Here is a 17,325-nt window from a genome sequence, read left to right as displayed (position 1 = left end):
AAGGGAGGGCCGCTGCGGCGCTGCGCCCCCCGGTTCCAGTACTACGGCGCCAAGGGCCGGCTAGCCCCTCCTCGCCTCACGGCTGCCCAAGCGTGAGGTGTACTGCGAGCCCTTCGCTGGATCCGCCGCTGTGTTCTTCGTCAAGGACCCTGCGAAGGTTGAGACGAGCAAGGACATCAACGGCGATCTAATCGCGTTCATGCTGGTCCTGCGGGATCGGCCAGACGACCTGCAGTGCGCCATTCAGTTCACCCCGTACGCCCGCGCCGAGCACCAGGCGGCGAAGCTCGGCGACACCACGGCGAGCGGCCTGGAGCGAGCGCACCGCTGGTGGATCCAGTGCACGGGGGTGCGAAATAGTGGCAGTTAGGAGGCGTCGCTCTCGCCTGCTGCGGGCTGGTGGTCCTTCTTGGGGTCGCGTCCGCACTTTACGGCTTTCTTGAGGGCATCTATCGCCTTTTGTCGTGGTTTGCGCATCTCGCTGCGTACGGAAACTATCAGTTCATCCTTAGCTCTGATCGTAACTTGGGCCCACCGGGGAGCGGGCATGCTGGGTGCCCACATGTCCGCAATGGCAAACATTAGAACGTCTGCGGCTGTCCGTGTCTCGTCCTCAGCCACCATTGTGATCGAGTCTTTCGCCGCCATAAACGCCGCTTGATCCCCAGGTTCTCCAAGACCGCCAGGCGAGGGGGTCCTAAGGCGCCACTCAATGATTCGCCCGGTTACGCCGATGATGTCGTTCAACGCCCTATCCAAGGTGGCATGCTTGCGGGCTCTGGCTTCGCGGTGTCCGCTCATCCACTGTCCTACCAGGACTCCCAGAAACCCTATGAGCGGCGTCGCCCACCAGGGCGCTGCTGCGGAGGTTGCTACGTTCATGGTCTCTCCGAATCCGAATGAGCCCCGAGGACTTTGGTCCTCCACTACCAAAAACCATTCCCGGCCGACAGTCAGCGTTCTGGCGAGGCTGTGTTTGATAGAGGAAAAGATCGCCAGGACGAGCCTCGCTCGTTAAAGATGCAGCCGCATACGTTCAGCGGCCCATGTCACCCGGATTCCCAGGCAAAGCAGATTCGATGGTCTGTCCTAGTGGAGATTTGATGGCGCGCGTCGCGAAGCAGGACTACCGGGTGGTCTCGGTGGGCGATCTCGAACCGCACCCGGAGAACCCGCACCGGGGGGACGTGGACGTGATCGCCGAGTCGATCGAGCGGAACGGCTTCTACGGCACGGTCCTGGTCCAGAAGTCCCGGATGCGGATCATCGCCGGTGAGCACCGCTGGCGCGGCGCGCAGGCCAACGGCCTGCAGCAGGTGCCCGCCCTGGTGATCGACGTGGACGACGACACCGCGACCCGGATCATGCTGGCCGACAACCGGACCGCCGAGTTCGGCGGATACGACGACCGGGCCCTTGCCGACCTGCTGCGCGGCCTGGACGACCTCGACGGCACCGGGTGGACGGAGCAGGACCTCGACGAGCTGACCGAGGCGATCGCCGCCGACAACGCCGCGGCGGTCGTCCCCCACGACGGTGCCTCCCCGGCGGGCGCTGGCCGCGCCGACCAGGCCGGGACCGGCGCCCGCGCCGAGGAGGAACTGCCCGAACGGGGCGACGTCGAGACCCAGACGCGGCCGGCGGTGTGGGGCGTGGTCGTCACCTGCGACGACGAGGCGCAGCAGGTGCAACTCCTCAACCAGCTCGCGGGCCAGGGCTGGAACGTCCGCGCCCTGATGTAACCCACGCCGTCTCCCCTCGAAAGGACGTGCTGTGCGAGCCGAGATCACCGTGTCGGCACCAGTCCGCAAGACCGCCAGAGTGCTGCAACTTCAGGGCCTGTTCGACGTGCCCGTGGAGGAGCGGCTGAACAACTCGTGGCAGATGGACCTGCGGATCGAAGAGCGGCCATGGAGCGTCGGACTGATCGTCGGCCCCTCGGGGGCTGGCAAGACGACCATCGCGCGTCACCTGTGGCCCGACCACATCGCCAGCCCGCACACCTGGTCCGATGACCGGTCGCTGGTGGACGACTTCCCGGCCGACATGTCCATCAAGGACATCGTGGCGCTACTTGGCGCGGTCGGCCTGTCGTCGCCGCCGGCCTGGCTGCGGCCGTACCGCACCCTGTCGAATGGGGAGGCGTTCCGCGCGTCGATCGCTCGGGCGCTGGCCGAGTCGGGCGACCTGGTCGTCATCGACGAGTTCACCAGCGTCGTGGACCGCCAGGTCGCGAAGGTCGCCAGCCACACGATTCAGAAGACCGTACGGCGCGGCGGTCGTCAGTTCGTCGCGGTGACCTGCCATTACGACGTGCTGGAGTGGCTGCAGCCGGACTGGGTGCTGGACGTGTCCACCGGCTCGTTCGAGTGGAGGTCGGTTCAACCCCGGCCAACGCTCCAGCTCGAGATCCGGCCGGTCGATGGACAGCTCTGGTCCGTCTTCGCACGTCATCACTATCTGAGCACGGAGCTCCACACCGCCAGCAAGAAGTTTGCCGGGTTCATCGACGGCGAGCCGGTCGCGTTCCTGGCGTACCGCCACTTCCAGCACCCGCGCACGCGGAACCTGAAGATGGAGCACCGGCTGGTGGTCCTGCCCGACTATCAGGGGCTCGGCATCGGCAGTCGCTTCTCCGAGTGGATGGGGCAGCGCCTGTACGAGCAGGGGTTCCGCTACCGGTCGGTGTCCAGCCACCCGGCGCTGATCGCCTACCGGAGCGCGTCGCCGCGGTGGCGGATGATTCAGGGCCAGAAGAGGCTGGGCACCCGCTCTAAGCATCAGTGGATGCATGCGCAGACGCTCGACCCGCGCCGCCTCGGCGTCGTGTCGTTCGAGTACGTCGCGCCGCGCTAGGCGGCGAACGCCTTCGTCCACCCGGCCGGAGCTGGCCGTAGCCCGAGCGCGCCGACAGCGGCGATCGGAGTGACCGCCGGCCGGGCTTCGGTGACCAGCCAGTGATTCTCTCCCGGACGGGCCCACGGTGAGGTGCTGTCCCGGCGGATCTCGACGAGGTTCACCGATCCGAGGATCACGCCGCGCAGCAGCGGCCCGTCGAGGGAGGCCCCGAGCTTCTCCATCAGCTCGAAGCCCTCGGCATCGATCTTGAGGCCCGCGTGGATCAGGAGCCTGCCCCGATACGGCGTGGCCCAGCTCCGGTTCTCCACGTCCTTGATGCCCGCGATGAGCAACGCCGCCCATGGCTGCCGGACGGTCAGCATCCGCATCCCAGAAGCGTAATAGATCAGGAGCGCCCCTCATGGTCGTCAGCAAGGCCCGCCAGGTCGAGATCTCTCAGCGGCGCTACCAGGCGGTTCAGATGCGGATCGCTGGAGTGTCGCCCACCGTCATCGCCGATCGGCTGGGCTACTCGGGCGCGGCCTCCGTCAGCAAGGACATTGACCGGGCGCTGCAGAAGGCCGCCAAGCAGGAGCAGATGGCCAGCGAGCAGCTGCTCAAGCTGGAGATCGACCGCCTCGACCGGATCATGGCCAGCCTGTGGCCGAAGGTCATCAAGGGCGAGGTGAACGCCTGCGAGACCGCGTTGAAGTGCATCAACCGGCGGGCGTCCCTGCTGGGCCTGGACCTGATCAACCGCAACGGCGTCGCGGACGGCGACATGGCGTCGCTGCTGGGCAACCTGCTGCTGCAACTGCAGCACCGGTACGCCATGCCCGACCCCGACACCGACTCGATCCTCGAGGGCGAGGTCCTGGCCGAGATCGAGGCGGGGGACGACCTGTGAGCACGCCGGCGGCGAGCCCGCTGACGCTGTCGCCGAAGCAGGAGCGCAGCATCGCGGAGTCCACGGCCCGTCTGAACATCTGGAGCGGGGCGATCCGGTCGGGTAAGACGATCGCTTCGCTGCTCCGGTTCTTGATCTACGTGGCCAACGCGCCCCGCGGCGGCTCTCTCGTCATCGTCGGTAAGACGTCGGACACGATCGCGCGTAACGTGTTCGACCCGCTCACGGACCCAGCCATCACCGGGCCGGTCGCGCGCCGCATCATCTACACGCGCGGCGCGCCGACCGCGAACATCCTCGGCCGCCGGGTCGAGATCATCTCGTCGAACGACGCCCGCTCGGAGAACCGGCTGCGAGGCATGACGTGTGCTGGGGCGTACGTGGACGAGGCCACGTTGATCGAGCGGGAGTTCTGGGACCAGCTGCTTGCCCGGCTCAGCGTCAAGGGCGCGAAGCTGTTCGCCACGACCAACCCTGACGCGCCGAACCACTGGCTGAAGCGGCAGTTCCTCGACCGTAAGCACGAACTGGACCTGCGGCACTGGCACTTCACCCTGGACGACAACACGGCGTTGGACCGGGACTACGTCAAGGCGCTGAAGGCGGAGTACACGGGCCTTTGGTACAAGCGGTTCATCCAAGGGCTCTGGGTCATGGCCGAGGGCGCCATCTACGACATGTACGACCCGGACCGGCACGTCGTGGACGAGCTGCCGCCGATGGAGCGGTGGCTGGCGGTCGGCGTGGACTACGGCACCGTCAACCCGTTCGACGCCATCCTGGTCGGCGTGTCCGTCCCGGACGACAAGGGACAGCGCCGCATCTTCCTCGCCAGCGAGTTCCGATGGGACTCCCGCGCCGAGCGGCGGCAACTCACCGACGCCGAGTACTCGCAGAAGCTCACCGACTGGCTGGACCACATCCCCGACACCTACGGGCCTGGCACCCACGGGGTGCGGCCGCAGTGGGTGATCGTGGACCCGTCCGCCGCGTCGTTCATCACGCAGCTGCACCGCGACGGCTTCACCCCGACGATGGGCGACAACAGCGTCAACGACGGCATCCGCACTGTGTCGAACCTGCTGGGCGCCGACCACCTGCGGATCCACCGATCGGTGTCCGGGTTCCTCGACGAGGTCGGCAGCTACGCGTGGGACGACAGGAAAGCCGAACGGGGCGAGGACGCCCCGGTGAAGGTGGACGACCACGCGTTGGACGCCGCTCGGTACGCCCTGCACACCACTCAGGCGGCTTGGCTGCCGCTGCTGCAGCCGGTCTTCTGACCCATGAACGCGCACCCCCGTTCTGTGGCGGGCTGAGGGGTGCGTCGCTCCGCACGTCCTACCCCGCGTGCGTCGAGCCGGCGGCCTCGGCCTCCTGCGTAGTTGAGGGGCTACGTGGGAGGCCGGGGCCGCCCCGCTTCTTTCGAGGATGAGGAGGGTCATGGCCGACTTCCAGTTCAACGTGGCGAAAGGCCGCGTCGTGGAGCTTTACCGCCGCGTTCGGGTCGGTGACCCGGCCACCAGCGCGCTGCTCGTGGTGGCCCTGGACGCCGCCGGCATCGAGACCGACGCGGCGCTGAAGGACAGGGACAGCCTCGCCGACGTGCTCGCCGGCGCCACCAACGAGGTCACCAACACCGGCTACAGCCGGAAGGTGCTGGCCGCGGGCGACCTGTCCGACGTGGTGCCCGACGACGCCAACGACTGGACGGACCTGGCGCTGCCTGACCAGACGTGGAACAACGTGCAGATGGGCACGAACTGGGCAAAGATCATCATCTGCTACCGGCCCGCGGCCGCGTCGCCCGACTCGGCGGTCATCCCGCTCACCAGCCACGATTTCCCGATCAACCCGGACGGCAGCAACGTCGTCGCCCAGGTCGATCCGTCCGGCTTCTTCCGGGCGGTGTGACGTGGCCAAGACCGGATACTCCGCGCTCACGCCCGCACCGGTGTCGCTCGTGGCCAACACGGCCAAGAGCGTTCTCGGCGTCCTCGCACCCTCCAGCTTCGGGCTGGACCTGAAGAAGATCCGGGTCGGCCTGTATGGCACCTCCACCGGCGTGCCGGGCGACATCGAGTTGTGCAGCGCGACGTTCGCGACCAGTCCGCCCGCCGCCTCCATGGCGTACGCCACGGCGGTGACTCCGCAGCAGATCTACGGCCGGGCCATCTCGGCCGGATTCCTGGCCGCAGCCGGATGGACGACCGAGCCGACCCAGCTCACGGTGATCGACGCCTTCCCCCTGAGTCCGAACGGCGGGCTCGTCCACTACGACATCCCGCTCGGTGACACGCCCGACTGTGCGCCCGGCACAGGTTTCGTGCTGCGGGCCAAGTTCGCGGCGGCCGTCAACATCTCCGCGAGCCTGTGGCTCGAACGAGCCTGACACGAGGTATCGCGCATGCCACTGGTTGAGACCTTCGAGGGGAACCCGCTCAGCCTCGAATGGTCAGGCGACTGGGGCTGGACTGGATCACGCGCCCATGGCGGTACGTGGTCGTTTTGGAGCGCCGACATCGGCGACAACGGGACATCGACGGTGACGTTCACTTTGCCACCGCGCGCGACCACGATCCAGTTCTGGTACTCGGTCTCCTCCGAAGCCACGTACGACAAGTTCGAGTTCCTGATCAACGGCGTCGTTCAGCTGACGGCTTCCGGCGAGGTGGGCTGGACCCAGTCGGCGGTGTTCGACGTATCCGGCGCCACTCAGGTCGTGTTCCGCTATACCAAGGACGGCGACACCAGCACGGGCGAAGATGCTGCCTGGATCGACGACCTGACGATCGATTTCCCGTCCCTGTCAGCGCCGTACGCGAACAACTTCAATGGAGGCACCGCTGGGACGGCCATCACCAAGGCGAACTCGGGCGGAGCCAGCGGCAACGCCTTCAACAACCTGGTGGGCTCGCCGCAGTTCACCAACCTCGTCACTCGCGGAGAGTCGGGCCTGGCGGCGGTCAACGCCGTACAGGGATCTGACACCCACGTGGACTGGGCGGGCGTTCCTATGGTCGGAGAGCAGTTCTGCTCTCGTCTCTATGTGAACTTCGAGGCCATGACGAGCGGGGGTCTTTTCGCAGTCATCGGCGAAACCGGGATCGTATCCAAGTCCTGGGTGTACGGCGCGGGCGCTGTCATCGACGTCTACACCGGCGCGGCGGCCAGCAGGATCCTCACCACCAACCAGGTTCTGCCCGTGGGCCAGTGGGTGCGGATCGAATACCGCTACACCGTCAACGCGGCGAACAACGGAACGGTTGAGGTGTGGACGTATCTGGACCCGGATTCCGACGTCCATGACGACTACGCGGTCTCCGCGAATCTGGTCTTCCCCGGTGGGAAACCGTTGAAGGCGGAGTTCCACCTGCGCAATGTCGCGGCTGGCCGCTGGTTCCTGGACGAGGTCGCGATCGGTCCGTCCAAGCTCGGCCCGGCCCCGTCCACCGCGAGTCGGCGGCCTCGTGCCGTGGTCGGTGCCTCGCGTGCGGCGCACCGGGCAGCGTCGTGGTGAGGGGGTAGCTCATGGCCCGCGCTGGACGTGGCTTCCCCGTTCGCCCCGTCGTCGCCCGGCCCCGGGCAGCTGGCGCGGTCATCACCCAGGTCACGGCGGCCGGGCTCGTCCGGCCGCTGGGGCGGACGAAGGTCCGCACGCTGGGCAGAGCGGCTGAGGCTGGCGTTGCGCAGACGGTCACGCGCGTCATGGCCCGGCCGCTCGGGCTGGTTGTTGAGTCCGGGCAGGCTGCAACGCTGCCACGGGCGAAGGTTCGCGCGCTCGGCCAGCCCGTCGAGACCGGTGCGGCTTGGCCGCTCGCTCGCGTCAAGGCCCGAGCCGCCGGTCAGGTCCCCGAAGCCGGCACGGCGCGTCCGTTCCGGGGCTGGGCGGCGGTACGCCGCGTGAACGAGCTGGGCACGACCCTGCCGATCACCTCAGCCAAGATCCTCCCACTGGGCAAGGTGACCGAAGCCGGACAGGCCACCCCGATCGGGCTTGCCCGTGGCGGGCGGCTGGTCCAGGTCGTCGAGTCGGCGCAAGGGCGACCGCTCGGCCGGATCAAGACACGACCGCTCGGCCCGGCAGCCGACGTCGGCACAGCTCGCCTGATACAGCCGCAGCCGCCGATCGTCGTGGCGCTCGGCAAGGTGAGTGAGACCGGCAGCGTCCGGCGGATTCTGCGCCTGACCCCGCCGCTTCGGGCCAGTGTCCCGTTCACCGTGTGGGCAGCGTCGCTGCCTGTCGTGGAGTGGCACGCCTCTTCACCTCACACTTCGTGGTCTGCCGATCCCCCGACAAGCTCGTAGGAGGGCTCTGCCGTGGAACCGATCTCGTCTCTCAGCCGCCCGTACGTCTACACCTTCGTCAAGGGCGCGTCCGGGACGGAGCAGGTGCAGGTCGCCTTCACAAACCTCGGCGCTGAGCCGGTCGAGGCCGATTGGTACCCCGCCGAGTGGGCCAGCGCAACCGCAGCGGGCGCGCGGGCGCGCATCCTCATCGGCCCCGGCGGCACCGTTCCGCTGACGGACGGCACTTATCTGATGTGGGTCCGCGTGACCGGCGCCGTCGAGCAGCCCGTGCTCCGCTGCGGGCCCATCCCCATCACCTGAGGAGCGACCTTGGACCGCATCCCCGTAATCGGCGACATCGTGCGCTACCGAGGTAAGCAGGGCCTCCACGCCGTGCGGGCCGCGATCGTCACGGCGGACGTGACGACGCTGGACCCGGAAGGCGTGAAGCTCGGCGCGGTGCCCGCGCTCGACGACGAGTCGCACGTCCACCTGTGGGTCTTCACGCCCGGCCAGGTCGGCGGCTTCCACGAGTTCAACGTCGGACCGGGAACTGAGCCGGGCACATGGCACTGGCCAGCGGACGCCCGGTGAGCAACCAGACCATCACCTGGCGGCAGGCCGCGTCCCGCGCCGCAGAGGTGCTGGAGCAGGCCGACTGCGAGCCTAGGCCCGCGATGGTCGAGGCCAAGGTCTCCATCGCAGAGGGCTGGACGCAGCTGGCCGCCGCCTTGTCGGAGATCGAACACACGTGAATTGGAGGGTGGCGGATGCCGCTTCCCGAGCGTAATCAGGAGTGGCCACCGCCTGCGATCCGACAGGAGATGCGGCTCTACGACACGCACGGCGCCTGGTACGCCGGCGACCCGGACCGTCTGGCGGAGGTGTACGGCGGCAGCAGACCTGCACCGGCGGTGGGGACGGATCCCAAGGGCTGGGACCGGCCGATCACCCGCGCGGGCGGTTACCTCGGCCGGATGGTCCGCTACTTCTGGGGGACGCCGACGCCGGCGGCGCAGTCGCGGGCGACGAAGCTTCACGTCCCGATCGCCGCTGACATCGCCGCCACGTCGGCTGACCTGCTGTTCTCGGAGCCGCCGACGCTGAAGGTCAAGGGCAAGAAGAGTCAGCAGCGGCTTGACGCGGTGATGCGCGAGGCCGGGGTGTACGGCACCCTCCTAGAGGGTGCCGAGCTGGCCGCCGCGTACGGCGGTGTGTACCTGCGGGTCGGCTGGGACACGACGATGGCCGACTATCCAGTGGTGGACGCGCTGCCGCCGGACGCCGCGGTGCCAGAGTTCCACAACGGTAGGTTGAAGGCGGTCACTTTCTGGAAGGTCGTGCACGAGGAAGACAAGCAGGTGTGGCGGCACCTGGAGCGGCACGAAAAGGGCCGCGTCTTCCACGGCTTGTACCTGGGCGACGAGGACCACCTGGGCATGCAGGTGCCGCTGGAGGAGCACCCGGCGACCGAGGAGTTCGCCGACCTGGTGGACGAGGACGGCGGGTTCGACAGCGGTTTCCAGCGTGGACTGCTGGTCGATTACGTCCCCAACATGAGGCCTCACCGCACGATCCGGGGCACGGCGGTCGGCCGGTCCGACTACGCCGGGGTGGAGCCGCTGATGGACGCCCTGGACGAGACGTGGACGTCGTGGATGCGGGACCTGCGGCTTGGCAAGGCGCGCATCATCGTCCCGGAGGTGTACCTGACGACGACCGGCCGCGGGCAGGCCGCGTCGTGGGACCCGGACCGAGAGATCTACAGCGCGCTGGGTGGCATGCTTCCGTCGCCGAATAGCCCCGGCGGCATGATCACCCTGAGCCAGTTCTCCATCCGGGTGCAGGAGCACGCAGAGACGTCGAAGCAGTTGCTGGAGCAGATCGTGCGTGGCGCCGGGTACGCGATGCAGAGCTTCGGTGAGGGCGGCGACGGGCAGGCCCGCACCGCGACCGAGATTCACATGGAGAAGCACCGGTCGTACTCGACGCGGGGCCGGAAGATCGGCTACTGGACGCCGCGTCTTGCGTGGCTGTCGGAAGCGATGCTGGCCGTGGACCACGCGGTGTTCGGCCAGAAGGTCGGAGCCGAGCGGGCCACCGTGGAATGGCCGGACGGTGTCATGCCGGACCCAGAGGCGATCGGCCGCACCCTGGACATGCTGAACCGGGCGCAGGCCGTCAGCCTGGACACCAAGGTTCGGTGGGTGCATCCCGATTGGGATGACGTGCAGGTCGAGGCGGAGAAGAAGCGGCTCCGCGACGAGCTCGGGCTGAACGTTCCCGACCCGGCGACGCTGACCGAGGCGTTCATCCCTGACGCTGGCGAGGACTGATGGCCGTCACTCCAGCCGGGGCGATCGAAGCCGGTCTGGAGCAGGCGCGGCTAGTGGCTGCGATGTACACCGACGCGGAGGAGGCGCTGCTGGAACGCATCGCCGCGCGGGTCGGTAAGGACCTCGACGAGGAAGACGGCGACGATTGGGCGGCCAAGCGGCTCGGCGAGGTGACCCAGCTCCGCAGGGACGCCGAGGCGATCGTCCGCCGCCTTGAGGCGGCCGCGAAGGCGGCCGCGCAGCAGGCGGTGCTCGACACGTGGGCTGCAGGTATGGACGCTGCCATGCGTGGCGCGGTGCTGCAGGTCCACGACGCGAAGCTGCGCAGGCGGCTGGCCAGGGTGCTGCGCGACGCGCAGAACCTCGGCACGAGGCGCGGCATCAACCCTGGCCAGGGCGTAGCCGAGCTGGCCGCGCAGGCGGTCCGGCTGGTCACGGCAGTGCATGAGGGTGCGCTGCGCGCGGTGGACGACATCTACCGCAACGTTGTGGCCGAGACGGCCGGCCGGGCGCTGGTCGGCGCGGAAACCCGGCGGGAGGCCGCGCAGCGGGCGCTCGACAGGTTCACCGCGCAGGGCATCAGCGGGTTCGTGGATCAGGCGGGCCGCACGTGGGGCATGCGTGAGTACGTCGAGATGGCCATGCGGACGGCGACCGCTCGGGCTGCGGTAGACGGTCATCTGTCCACGCTGCGCGAAGCGGGGATCAACCTGGTGAGCGTGTCGCGGCTGCCGTACACGTGCGACCGGTGCGCCCGTTGGGAGGGCAAGGTGCTGGCCATTTCTGGGCCCGCGGGGACTCGCGTGGAGGAGAACCCAGCGACCGGCGTGGAGGTGTTCGTCGAGGTCGAGGGGACGGTTGCGGAGGCGCGTCTGGCGGGGCTGTTGCACCCGAACTGCGGGCATAGCCTTAACGCCTACCTTCCGGGGGTGTCGAGGCCGGCGCCGGTCGTGCAGTCGAAGACGACGTACGCCGATGCGCAGCGGCAGCGCTACCTGGAGCGGAAGATCCGGGAGAACAAGCGGCGCGCGGTGGTTGCGCTGGATGAGGGCGCCAAGCGCAAGGCAGAGCAGAAGGTTGCCGCGTACCAGGAGAAGGTGCGCGGGCACACAAGGGCCACCGCACTGCGGCGCAGGCGAGCCGGGAAGTCGGCTGATGCCGGGCCCGGAATTATGGGCCCGGCCGATGCCGAACAGTTGATCTCCCCGGCGCTATGACCTTAGAGAGTCCGCTGAGGTAACGGGGATGACCTCACCGGTCGGTTGATCTGGCCAGGTTTCGTGCCCATGGGGGCACACGGGGCCTGACCACCTGCTGACTCCCTGTTGGATTTTGAACCTGACCTGGACCTGTTGCGCACCGCAGTGCGGACATGTGTGTTCCACGGCAGGCATGGTACGGATCTCGGTAGCTAACGTCGCGACCAAGGGGACGGCCCGTTGAGCTGCCCTTTCTCGGTTCACCTGGCGTGAGCCATACTCCATCCGGTCGATGGACCGGAATCCCACTCGATTCGCTCCAGGAGGGCGATCTCGCCATGCTCGAAAACACTCTGCCGACGACGCCAGGCGCGTTTCTCGGCTACCGCAAGGACGGCGTCACCCCGATCTATCTGATCGCCGGTGGCGCGCCGGACAACGAGAGCGGCGAAGGCCAGCCGCAGCAGGAGGAGACTGCTCCTGCGCAGGCCGAGGTCACGCCGCCTGAGCCGGCCGCGGCCGACGACACGGCGGTGAACCCGGACGCCAAGCGTGTGGACCAGCTTCCTTCGTGGGCGCAGAAGCTGATAAAGGAGACTCGTGCGGAGGCGGCCGACTACCGGTCCAAGCTGAAGGACGCGCAGAAGGTCGCCGACGAGGCGACCGGCGCGCAGGGGCCGTCGCCGGACGAGATCACCGAGCAGGTGAAGTCGGACTTCGCCCAGCAGATCGCCAAGGCCTTGGGCCTGGTGGCCGAGGAGGAGAAGCCGCTCGACCCGCAGCAGGTGATCGAGACGCTGACGGCCGAGCGTGACAGCACGGCCAAGGAGCGCGACCAGGAGCGGGAGCGGCACCGCCGCGCCCTGATCGAGCTCGCGGTGCACCGCGCCAGCCAGAAGGTGGGCGCGGACCCTGACGCCCTGCTCGACAGCAGGTCGTTCCTGAAGGCCGTCCGGGACCTTGACCCGGACGCCGAGGACTTCTCCACGACGCTGAGCGAGACGATCGCGACGGCGGTGGAGAACAACCCGAAGTTCAAGGCGGCCACCCAGGCGGGGCCGCCGGCGCGCTCGGGAGGCGAGTTCACCGGCGGGCCTGGTGGGCGTCGCACCGATTCCGAGCCCTCCATCGACGAGTTCCGCGCCAGGCGTAAGAAGCGCGCCTCGTCTTAGCCGCTGATAGCGCGACCGCTATCTGCACATCTAAGGAGTTGAAAAGGCCCGATGCCTAACACCTTTCTCACCCCGTCGATCATTGCCAAGGCCGCTCTCGCGACCCTGTACGAGACCTGTGTCATGGCGCAGCTCGTCCACCGGGACTACGAGCAGGAGTTCGTGAGCCGCGTCGGCGACACGATCAGCGTGCGTAAGCCCGCGGTGTTCGTGGCGAACGAGTTCAACCGCGCCAGCGGCATCCAGATCCAGAACGCGTCCGAGGGCAGTGTGCCGATCACGCTGAACCACTTCGCCGACGTCAGCTTCGCGGTCACCGCCGAGGAGTTGACGTTGGAGATCGAGGACTTCGGGACGCAGCTGCTCAACCCGGCGATGGAGGCGATCTCACAGAAGATCGACCGTGACATCCTCAGCCTCAGGAACGACATCGTGCAGCGCGTGGGCAAGGCCGGCGCGCCGATCACGGGTGTGACCGGCAACGCGATCCACGACTACGACGACCCGAAGACGGCGATCGACGCCAGGCGCGTGCTGAACCAGCGCAACGTCCCGGCCGCTGACCGGCACCTCGTCGTCGGCCCGGAGATCGAGGCGAAGTGGCTGTCGGACCCGCTGTTCCACCAGGCCGACACCCGTGGTGACACGGACGGTCTGCGCGAAGCGAACCTCGGCAGGCGTGTCTTCGGTTTCGACGCCTACCAGACGCAGAATATCGAGGCCCCGACCGGCACCCCGACCACGGGCCAGCCGAACACCGAGATCGGCGTCGCGTTCCACCGGACCGCTTTCGCGCTCGTGACCCGGCCTCTCGTTCTGCCGCAGGGCGCCGCCAACGCCGCCGTCGAGAGCTACAAGGGCTTCGGCGTCCGCGTGGTCATGGACTACGACATCTCGAAGAAGCAGGACATCGTGTCGGTGGACTGCCTCTACGGCGTCAAGACGCTCGACCCCGACCGTGCCGTCCTCATCCACGGGGTGGCGTAGTGACCTGGGCCCGCATCGGCGCCGTCATCTTCCCGCTCTCTTCAGTTACCAGCATCGTGGTCAAGCCCACGGCCGACAGCAGGTTCTACGTCGAGGTGAGCCGCTACGCGGGCGGCTATCTAGTCACTCACCAGACGCCCACCGTGGCCACCAAAGCGGAAGCTGACCTGAGGGCCGAGCGGATCGCGCACGGCGTCTACTGGGAGGGCTCGTGACGTTCGTCTACAAGAACGCCAACACCGGCCAGGTGGTCACCGCCACGGAGCGGGACCCCTGGCTGGACATGTTGGACAACTGGCGGATTATCAGCGGGCCGTCCGAGGCCGACCCCGCCAGCGAGCAGTCCGGCGCGGCGTCGGCGGTGCCGGACCGCCCGTCCGAGCATGACAACAAGGCCGCGTGGGTCGCCTACGCGGTGTCGCGCGGCATGGCTGAGGCCGACGCCAAGGCGCTGAGCAAGGCGGCGCTCATCGAGGAGTACGGGGAGGAGAACGATGGCGAGGACTGACCTGACCGCCGCCCCGGTGCCCCGGGCGGGGCTGGACCTCACCGCCGCGCTGACGCCGGCCATCGCGGACGGGCACATGTTCGTCCACTCGGACCGGCGGATGCTGCGGGTGAAGAACACCAACACCGCGGCGCGCACGGTGACGGTGCAGATCCCGGCGACTGTGGACGGCCAGGACGTCGTGGACCGGGTCTACACCATCCCGGCGAACACGGGGGACGTGCTGATACCGGCGTTCCCCGCCGTGTATCGGCAGGCCAACGGCAAGGTGTACATCGACTACTCCGACCCGGCCGGGCTGTCGGTCGCGGTGCTCGAACTTCCGGCGTAGTCATGGGGTACGCGACCGCTGCCGACTACACGGCATATACCGGTGCGGCCGGGCCCGACGACATCGAGCGGCGGCTGGAGCGCGCCTCGGAGCGGATCGACGAGCTGCTGTTCGCCTCGATCTACCCGACTGACGACTCGGGCATGCCGACGCGTCCTGAGGACGCCGAGGCGATGAAGCGGGCGACGTGCGCGCAGGCCGCGTGGACGATCGCCGTGGGCGACGAGTTCGGCGTTGCGGCGGCGTTCCGGTCGGTGTCGATCGGCTCGGTCCGCCTTGAACGTGGCAACTCCGGGGACGCGCCGCTGGCGCGGTACTCCCCGGACGCTTCGTCGATCCTGCAGCGGGCTGGGCTGCTGCCCGGCTACATCCTCGACGGGAGCGTGTGGTGATGCTGCCCGAGTGGCTGCTTCGGCACACGGCGACGATCGAGCCGTTTCAGGGTGACGGGGCGTACGGCCCGGTGTTCGGGCCGGCCTTCGAGTCGCGGTGTCTGGTGGACGACGAGCGGCGTCTGGTGCGTGACGCGCAGGGCGCCGAGGTCGTCTCCGACACCACCGTTTTTCTCCCTCCGGGCACGACCTGCCCGGAGGGGAGCAGGGTCACCGTCAACGGGCGGGTGACCACCGTCATCACGTCTTTCGCCCGCGACGGCGGCGGGCTGCCGACGCCGGACCACGTTGAGGTGGTGTGCCGCTGATGGCCAGGGCCAGGTTCAACGCGTCGGTCAACGGAGACGAGGTGACCGCCGAGTTCCGGCGCGCGGCCGCGCGGGGTCTGCGGCTTGCGACGGAGCACGTGCTGGCGGTGGCCAACCAGCGAGTGCCGCACGACGAGGGCACGTTGGAGCGGTCGGGCGCGGCCGTCGTGGACGAGGCCGAGCTGCGCGGCGTCGTCAGCTATGACACGCCGTACGCCGTCGTGCAGCACGAAAACCTCGACTACCAGCACAAGGCGGGCCGCGCCGCGAAGTTCTTGGAGCTCGCGGTCCGCGAGGAGAGCGAGGTGGTCAAGCTGATGATCGCCAAGCAGCTGCGGCAGGTGCTCAAGTGAGCTGGACCCGTGACTTGCTGACCGGCTTCGCGGTGCTGATCGCGGAGGCGGGCGTGGCCACGTGGAGCCCGACCGGCATCTACACCGACAACCAGACGGCGTTGACGATCGGTGGTCTGCCGGCCAAGCCGGACACCGCGATTGCGCTGGCGGTGTACGGCGTGGGCCAGGCGGGCGACGACGTCGAGCAGTCGGACTCCAGCGTGCAGATGCAGGCCCGGCTGCGGGCCAAGACGGACCCGCGGGTCGTGGACGACCTGGCGGACGGCGTGTTCGACGTCGTGCACGGCCTGGCCAACTACACGCTTTCGACGGGCGTGCACGTGCTGCTCGCGCGCCGCACGCTGATCGCGCCGCTCGGCCGTGACAGTTCGGGCCGGTGGGAGCGGGCCGACTCGTTCGACCTGATGGTTCATCGGCCGTCGCCGCACCGCGACTGACCTTTCCTCGCCGATAGCGGTTCCGCTGTCGGCTTCGGCATGCCCACGTAAGGAGTGATCATGGGGCTGCGTTCCCTGCTCGCGAAGGACTGGAAGCTCGACGTCAACACCGGGCCCGACTTCGAGAGCCCCGTCTGGACGTCGGTCAAGGGCCTGACCAGCTTCCAGGAGACGACCGACGACAACACCGAGGACGACGGCGACTTCGACGACGAGGAGGGCTGGGGCTCCTCCGTCGTGACCGGCCGCACCTGGCAGATCGAGGCGGAGGGCCGGCGCAAGCGGACCGACGCCGCGGTGTTCACGGCCGATCCCGGCCAGGAGGCGATCCGTAAGGCCGCGCGGAAGGTCGGCTTCGGCGCGAACATCAAGGTCCGCTGGTACCGCCGGGACGGCGCGCCCGACGCTTACGAGGGCGTCTGCACCGTCTCGGAGTTCGTCAAGGGCGGCTCCGTGACGGACCTGGAGCCGTTCTCGTTCACCCTGCTGGGCCAGGGCGCGCCGGTCGAGATCGAGAACCCGGTGACCGCGCCGTGACGTCCTTCCAGGATCTCGACGACTTCTTCGACGATTCGCTGCGGCTGCCGGTGGGCGGGAAGGCGTACGTCATCCCCGCCCCGGACGCCGAGGTGGGCCTGCTGTGTCAGCGGCTCATGCACGCCACCGTGGCGGCCGAGCAGGGCCAGGCGGTGGACGACCCGAAGCTCAACGAACTGGCTGAAGTCGTGCTCAACGACGACGAGGAGCGCGACCTGTACCAGCGGGTCCTCGGCCCCGTCTTCGACGAGCTGGTGCGCGACGGCGTGTCCTGGCCGAAGGTGCAGCACGTCGGCGCCACCGCGCTGGTGTGGGTCGCGGCCGGTAAGGACGCGGCCGCGAAGATCTGGGCCTCGGGCGGCGCGGGGGAAGCGCAGGCCCCGAATCGGGCGACTCGTCGAGCGACAGCGGCGGCGGCGAAATCGACCCGGTCTCGGGGGTCCGCGACTACTACGACCCGGACGACGGCCTCTCGGTCTCGAAAGGCCGCACCGTCTCCTGGCACGACATCCTGACCCGTTGGGCGCTCGTCGAGGCCGACCTGCACGAGGTGTTCGGCATCGACCTCGGCGAGCCTGGCCTGCTGCGCGCCAGGTCGTGGCGGTGGCTGCGGACGCGGCTGCACGGGCTGCTGACGTGTGACTCGCGTCTGGCCCGCGCCCTGGACCCCGGCGAGGGCAAGCGGTGAAGCCTTGGGCGGGCCGTCCTCGCCCAGCTTCCGCTGCTG

Annotated in this window: 27 protein-coding genes; 26 read left to right on the top strand and 1 reads right to left on the bottom strand. The window is 68.5% G+C overall.

Going from position 1 to position 17,325, the window contains the following annotated elements; genetic code table 11:
* The first annotated feature begins 82 nt into the window (after positions 1-82).
* The 3 genes from ACGF0J_RS14000 to ACGF0J_RS13990 all read left to right on the top strand — a co-directional run bounded on the left by ACGF0J_RS14000 (position 83) and on the right by ACGF0J_RS13990 (position 2,856).
* On the top strand, positions 83-370 hold the full coding sequence (locus ACGF0J_RS14000; RefSeq protein ID WP_393145850.1) for a DNA adenine methylase: 288 nt from the start codon (positions 83-85) through the stop codon (positions 368-370).
* Between the two features lie 733 nt (positions 371-1,103).
* On the top strand, positions 1,104-1,742 hold the full coding sequence (locus tag ACGF0J_RS13995) for a ParB/RepB/Spo0J family partition protein (RefSeq protein WP_393145498.1): 639 nt from the start codon (positions 1,104-1,106) through the stop codon (positions 1,740-1,742).
* 31 nt (positions 1,743-1,773) lie between these two features.
* Positions 1,774-2,856 carry a GNAT family N-acetyltransferase gene (locus ACGF0J_RS13990; protein WP_393145496.1) on the top strand — a complete coding sequence of 361 codons (1,083 nt, stop codon included), beginning with the start codon at positions 1,774-1,776 and terminating at the stop codon, positions 2,854-2,856.
* On the opposite strand, the gene ACGF0J_RS13985 is transcribed toward ACGF0J_RS13990, so the two are convergent.
* Positions 2,853-3,227: an ASCH domain-containing protein gene (locus ACGF0J_RS13985; RefSeq protein ID WP_393145494.1), complete on the bottom strand. Its 375-nt coding sequence runs from the start codon at positions 3,225-3,227 to the stop codon at positions 2,853-2,855. The two genes, ACGF0J_RS13990 and ACGF0J_RS13985, sit on opposite strands and share 4 nt — an antisense overlap.
* 32 nt (positions 3,228-3,259) lie before the next feature.
* On the opposite strand from ACGF0J_RS13985, the gene ACGF0J_RS13980 reads away from it, so the two are divergent.
* From ACGF0J_RS13980 to ACGF0J_RS13870, 23 genes are all read left to right on the top strand, one after another.
* A complete protein-coding gene (locus ACGF0J_RS13980; protein WP_393145492.1) occupies positions 3,260-3,745 on the top strand; it encodes a hypothetical protein in 486 nt (161 codons plus the stop codon).
* Positions 3,742-5,028, top strand: coding sequence for a PBSX family phage terminase large subunit (locus ACGF0J_RS13975; protein ID WP_393145491.1), 1,287 nt, complete (start codon positions 3,742-3,744; stop codon positions 5,026-5,028). The genes ACGF0J_RS13980 and ACGF0J_RS13975 overlap by 4 nt, the downstream gene beginning before the upstream one ends.
* A gap of 160 nt (positions 5,029-5,188) precedes the next feature.
* Positions 5,189-5,659: a hypothetical protein gene (locus ACGF0J_RS13970; RefSeq protein WP_393145489.1), complete on the top strand. Its 471-nt coding sequence runs from the start codon at positions 5,189-5,191 to the stop codon at positions 5,657-5,659.
* 1 nt (position 5,660) lies between these two features.
* Positions 5,661-6,137 carry a hypothetical protein gene (locus tag ACGF0J_RS13965; protein ID WP_393145487.1) on the top strand — a complete coding sequence of 159 codons (477 nt, stop codon included), beginning with the start codon at positions 5,661-5,663 and terminating at the stop codon, positions 6,135-6,137.
* Positions 6,138-6,152: 15 nt separating this feature from the next.
* Positions 6,153-7,265, top strand: coding sequence for a hypothetical protein (locus ACGF0J_RS13960; RefSeq protein WP_393145485.1), 1,113 nt, complete (start codon positions 6,153-6,155; stop codon positions 7,263-7,265).
* Between the two features lie 11 nt (positions 7,266-7,276).
* Positions 7,277-8,053: a hypothetical protein gene (locus ACGF0J_RS13955; protein ID WP_393145483.1), complete on the top strand. Its 777-nt coding sequence runs from the start codon at positions 7,277-7,279 to the stop codon at positions 8,051-8,053.
* A gap of 12 nt (positions 8,054-8,065) precedes the next feature.
* Positions 8,066-8,356, top strand: coding sequence for a hypothetical protein (locus ACGF0J_RS13950; protein WP_393145481.1), 291 nt, complete (start codon positions 8,066-8,068; stop codon positions 8,354-8,356).
* Positions 8,357-8,365: 9 nt separating this feature from the next.
* Positions 8,366-8,629: a hypothetical protein gene (locus tag ACGF0J_RS13945; RefSeq protein ID WP_393145479.1), complete on the top strand. Its 264-nt coding sequence runs from the start codon at positions 8,366-8,368 to the stop codon at positions 8,627-8,629.
* The gene (locus ACGF0J_RS13940) at positions 8,626-8,790 is read left to right on the top strand and encodes a hypothetical protein (RefSeq protein ID WP_393145477.1); all 165 of its coding nucleotides are present in this window, start codon (positions 8,626-8,628) and stop codon (positions 8,788-8,790) included. The genes ACGF0J_RS13945 and ACGF0J_RS13940 overlap by 4 nt, the downstream gene beginning before the upstream one ends.
* A 69-nt stretch (positions 8,791-8,859) precedes the next feature.
* Positions 8,860-10,371, top strand: coding sequence for a phage portal protein (locus tag ACGF0J_RS13935; RefSeq protein ID WP_393145475.1), 1,512 nt, complete (start codon positions 8,860-8,862; stop codon positions 10,369-10,371).
* Positions 10,371-11,588: a phage minor capsid protein gene (locus ACGF0J_RS13930; protein WP_393145473.1), complete on the top strand. Its 1,218-nt coding sequence runs from the start codon at positions 10,371-10,373 to the stop codon at positions 11,586-11,588. The genes ACGF0J_RS13935 and ACGF0J_RS13930 overlap by 1 nt, the downstream gene beginning before the upstream one ends.
* 320 nt (positions 11,589-11,908) lie before the next feature.
* Positions 11,909-12,742 (top strand): hypothetical protein, encoded by an 834-nt coding sequence (locus ACGF0J_RS13925; protein WP_393145471.1) that lies wholly within the window; start codon positions 11,909-11,911, stop codon positions 12,740-12,742.
* 51 nt (positions 12,743-12,793) lie between these two features.
* Complete coding sequence (locus tag ACGF0J_RS13920) at positions 12,794-13,729, top strand: P22 phage major capsid protein family protein (RefSeq protein ID WP_393145469.1); 936 nt, start codon at positions 12,794-12,796, stop codon at positions 13,727-13,729.
* A complete protein-coding gene (locus ACGF0J_RS13915) occupies positions 13,729-13,944 on the top strand; it encodes a hypothetical protein (RefSeq protein ID WP_393145467.1) in 216 nt (71 codons plus the stop codon). The genes ACGF0J_RS13920 and ACGF0J_RS13915 overlap by 1 nt, the downstream gene beginning before the upstream one ends.
* Positions 13,941-14,237 (top strand): hypothetical protein, encoded by a 297-nt coding sequence (locus tag ACGF0J_RS13910; protein ID WP_393145465.1) that lies wholly within the window; start codon positions 13,941-13,943, stop codon positions 14,235-14,237. Before ACGF0J_RS13915 ends, ACGF0J_RS13910 begins: the two co-directional genes overlap by 4 nt.
* Positions 14,224-14,568 carry a hypothetical protein gene (locus ACGF0J_RS13905; RefSeq protein ID WP_393145463.1) on the top strand — a complete coding sequence of 115 codons (345 nt, stop codon included), beginning with the start codon at positions 14,224-14,226 and terminating at the stop codon, positions 14,566-14,568. The genes ACGF0J_RS13910 and ACGF0J_RS13905 overlap by 14 nt, the downstream gene beginning before the upstream one ends.
* Positions 14,569-14,570: 2 nt before the next feature.
* Positions 14,571-14,960, top strand: coding sequence for a hypothetical protein (locus ACGF0J_RS13900; protein ID WP_393145461.1), 390 nt, complete (start codon positions 14,571-14,573; stop codon positions 14,958-14,960).
* Positions 14,957-15,268 carry a hypothetical protein gene (locus ACGF0J_RS13895; RefSeq protein ID WP_393145459.1) on the top strand — a complete coding sequence of 104 codons (312 nt, stop codon included), beginning with the start codon at positions 14,957-14,959 and terminating at the stop codon, positions 15,266-15,268. The genes ACGF0J_RS13900 and ACGF0J_RS13895 overlap by 4 nt, the downstream gene beginning before the upstream one ends.
* Entirely contained in the window at positions 15,268-15,621 is a 354-nt protein-coding gene (locus ACGF0J_RS13890; RefSeq protein WP_393145457.1) for a hypothetical protein, read from the top strand. The genes ACGF0J_RS13895 and ACGF0J_RS13890 overlap by 1 nt, the downstream gene beginning before the upstream one ends.
* Positions 15,618-16,061: a minor capsid protein gene (locus ACGF0J_RS13885; protein WP_393145455.1), complete on the top strand. Its 444-nt coding sequence runs from the start codon at positions 15,618-15,620 to the stop codon at positions 16,059-16,061. The genes ACGF0J_RS13890 and ACGF0J_RS13885 overlap by 4 nt, the downstream gene beginning before the upstream one ends.
* A gap of 60 nt (positions 16,062-16,121) precedes the next feature.
* Positions 16,122-16,598 (top strand): phage tail tube protein, encoded by a 477-nt coding sequence (locus ACGF0J_RS13880; RefSeq protein WP_393145453.1) that lies wholly within the window; start codon positions 16,122-16,124, stop codon positions 16,596-16,598.
* A complete protein-coding gene (locus ACGF0J_RS13875) occupies positions 16,595-17,113 on the top strand; it encodes a hypothetical protein (protein WP_393145451.1) in 519 nt (172 codons plus the stop codon). The genes ACGF0J_RS13880 and ACGF0J_RS13875 overlap by 4 nt, the downstream gene beginning before the upstream one ends.
* Positions 17,114-17,148: 35 nt before the next feature.
* Positions 17,149-17,286 carry a hypothetical protein gene (locus tag ACGF0J_RS13870; RefSeq protein ID WP_393145449.1) on the top strand — a complete coding sequence of 46 codons (138 nt, stop codon included), beginning with the start codon at positions 17,149-17,151 and terminating at the stop codon, positions 17,284-17,286.
* The last annotated feature ends 39 nt before the right edge of the window (positions 17,287-17,325 follow it).

Origin of the sequence: Nonomuraea sp. NPDC047897, from assembly GCF_043204415.1 — a bacterium.
In the GTDB taxonomy this organism is placed as follows: Bacteria; Actinomycetota; Actinomycetes; order Streptosporangiales; family Streptosporangiaceae; genus Nonomuraea.
This window is presented reverse-complemented; position numbering and strand designations above follow the sequence as displayed.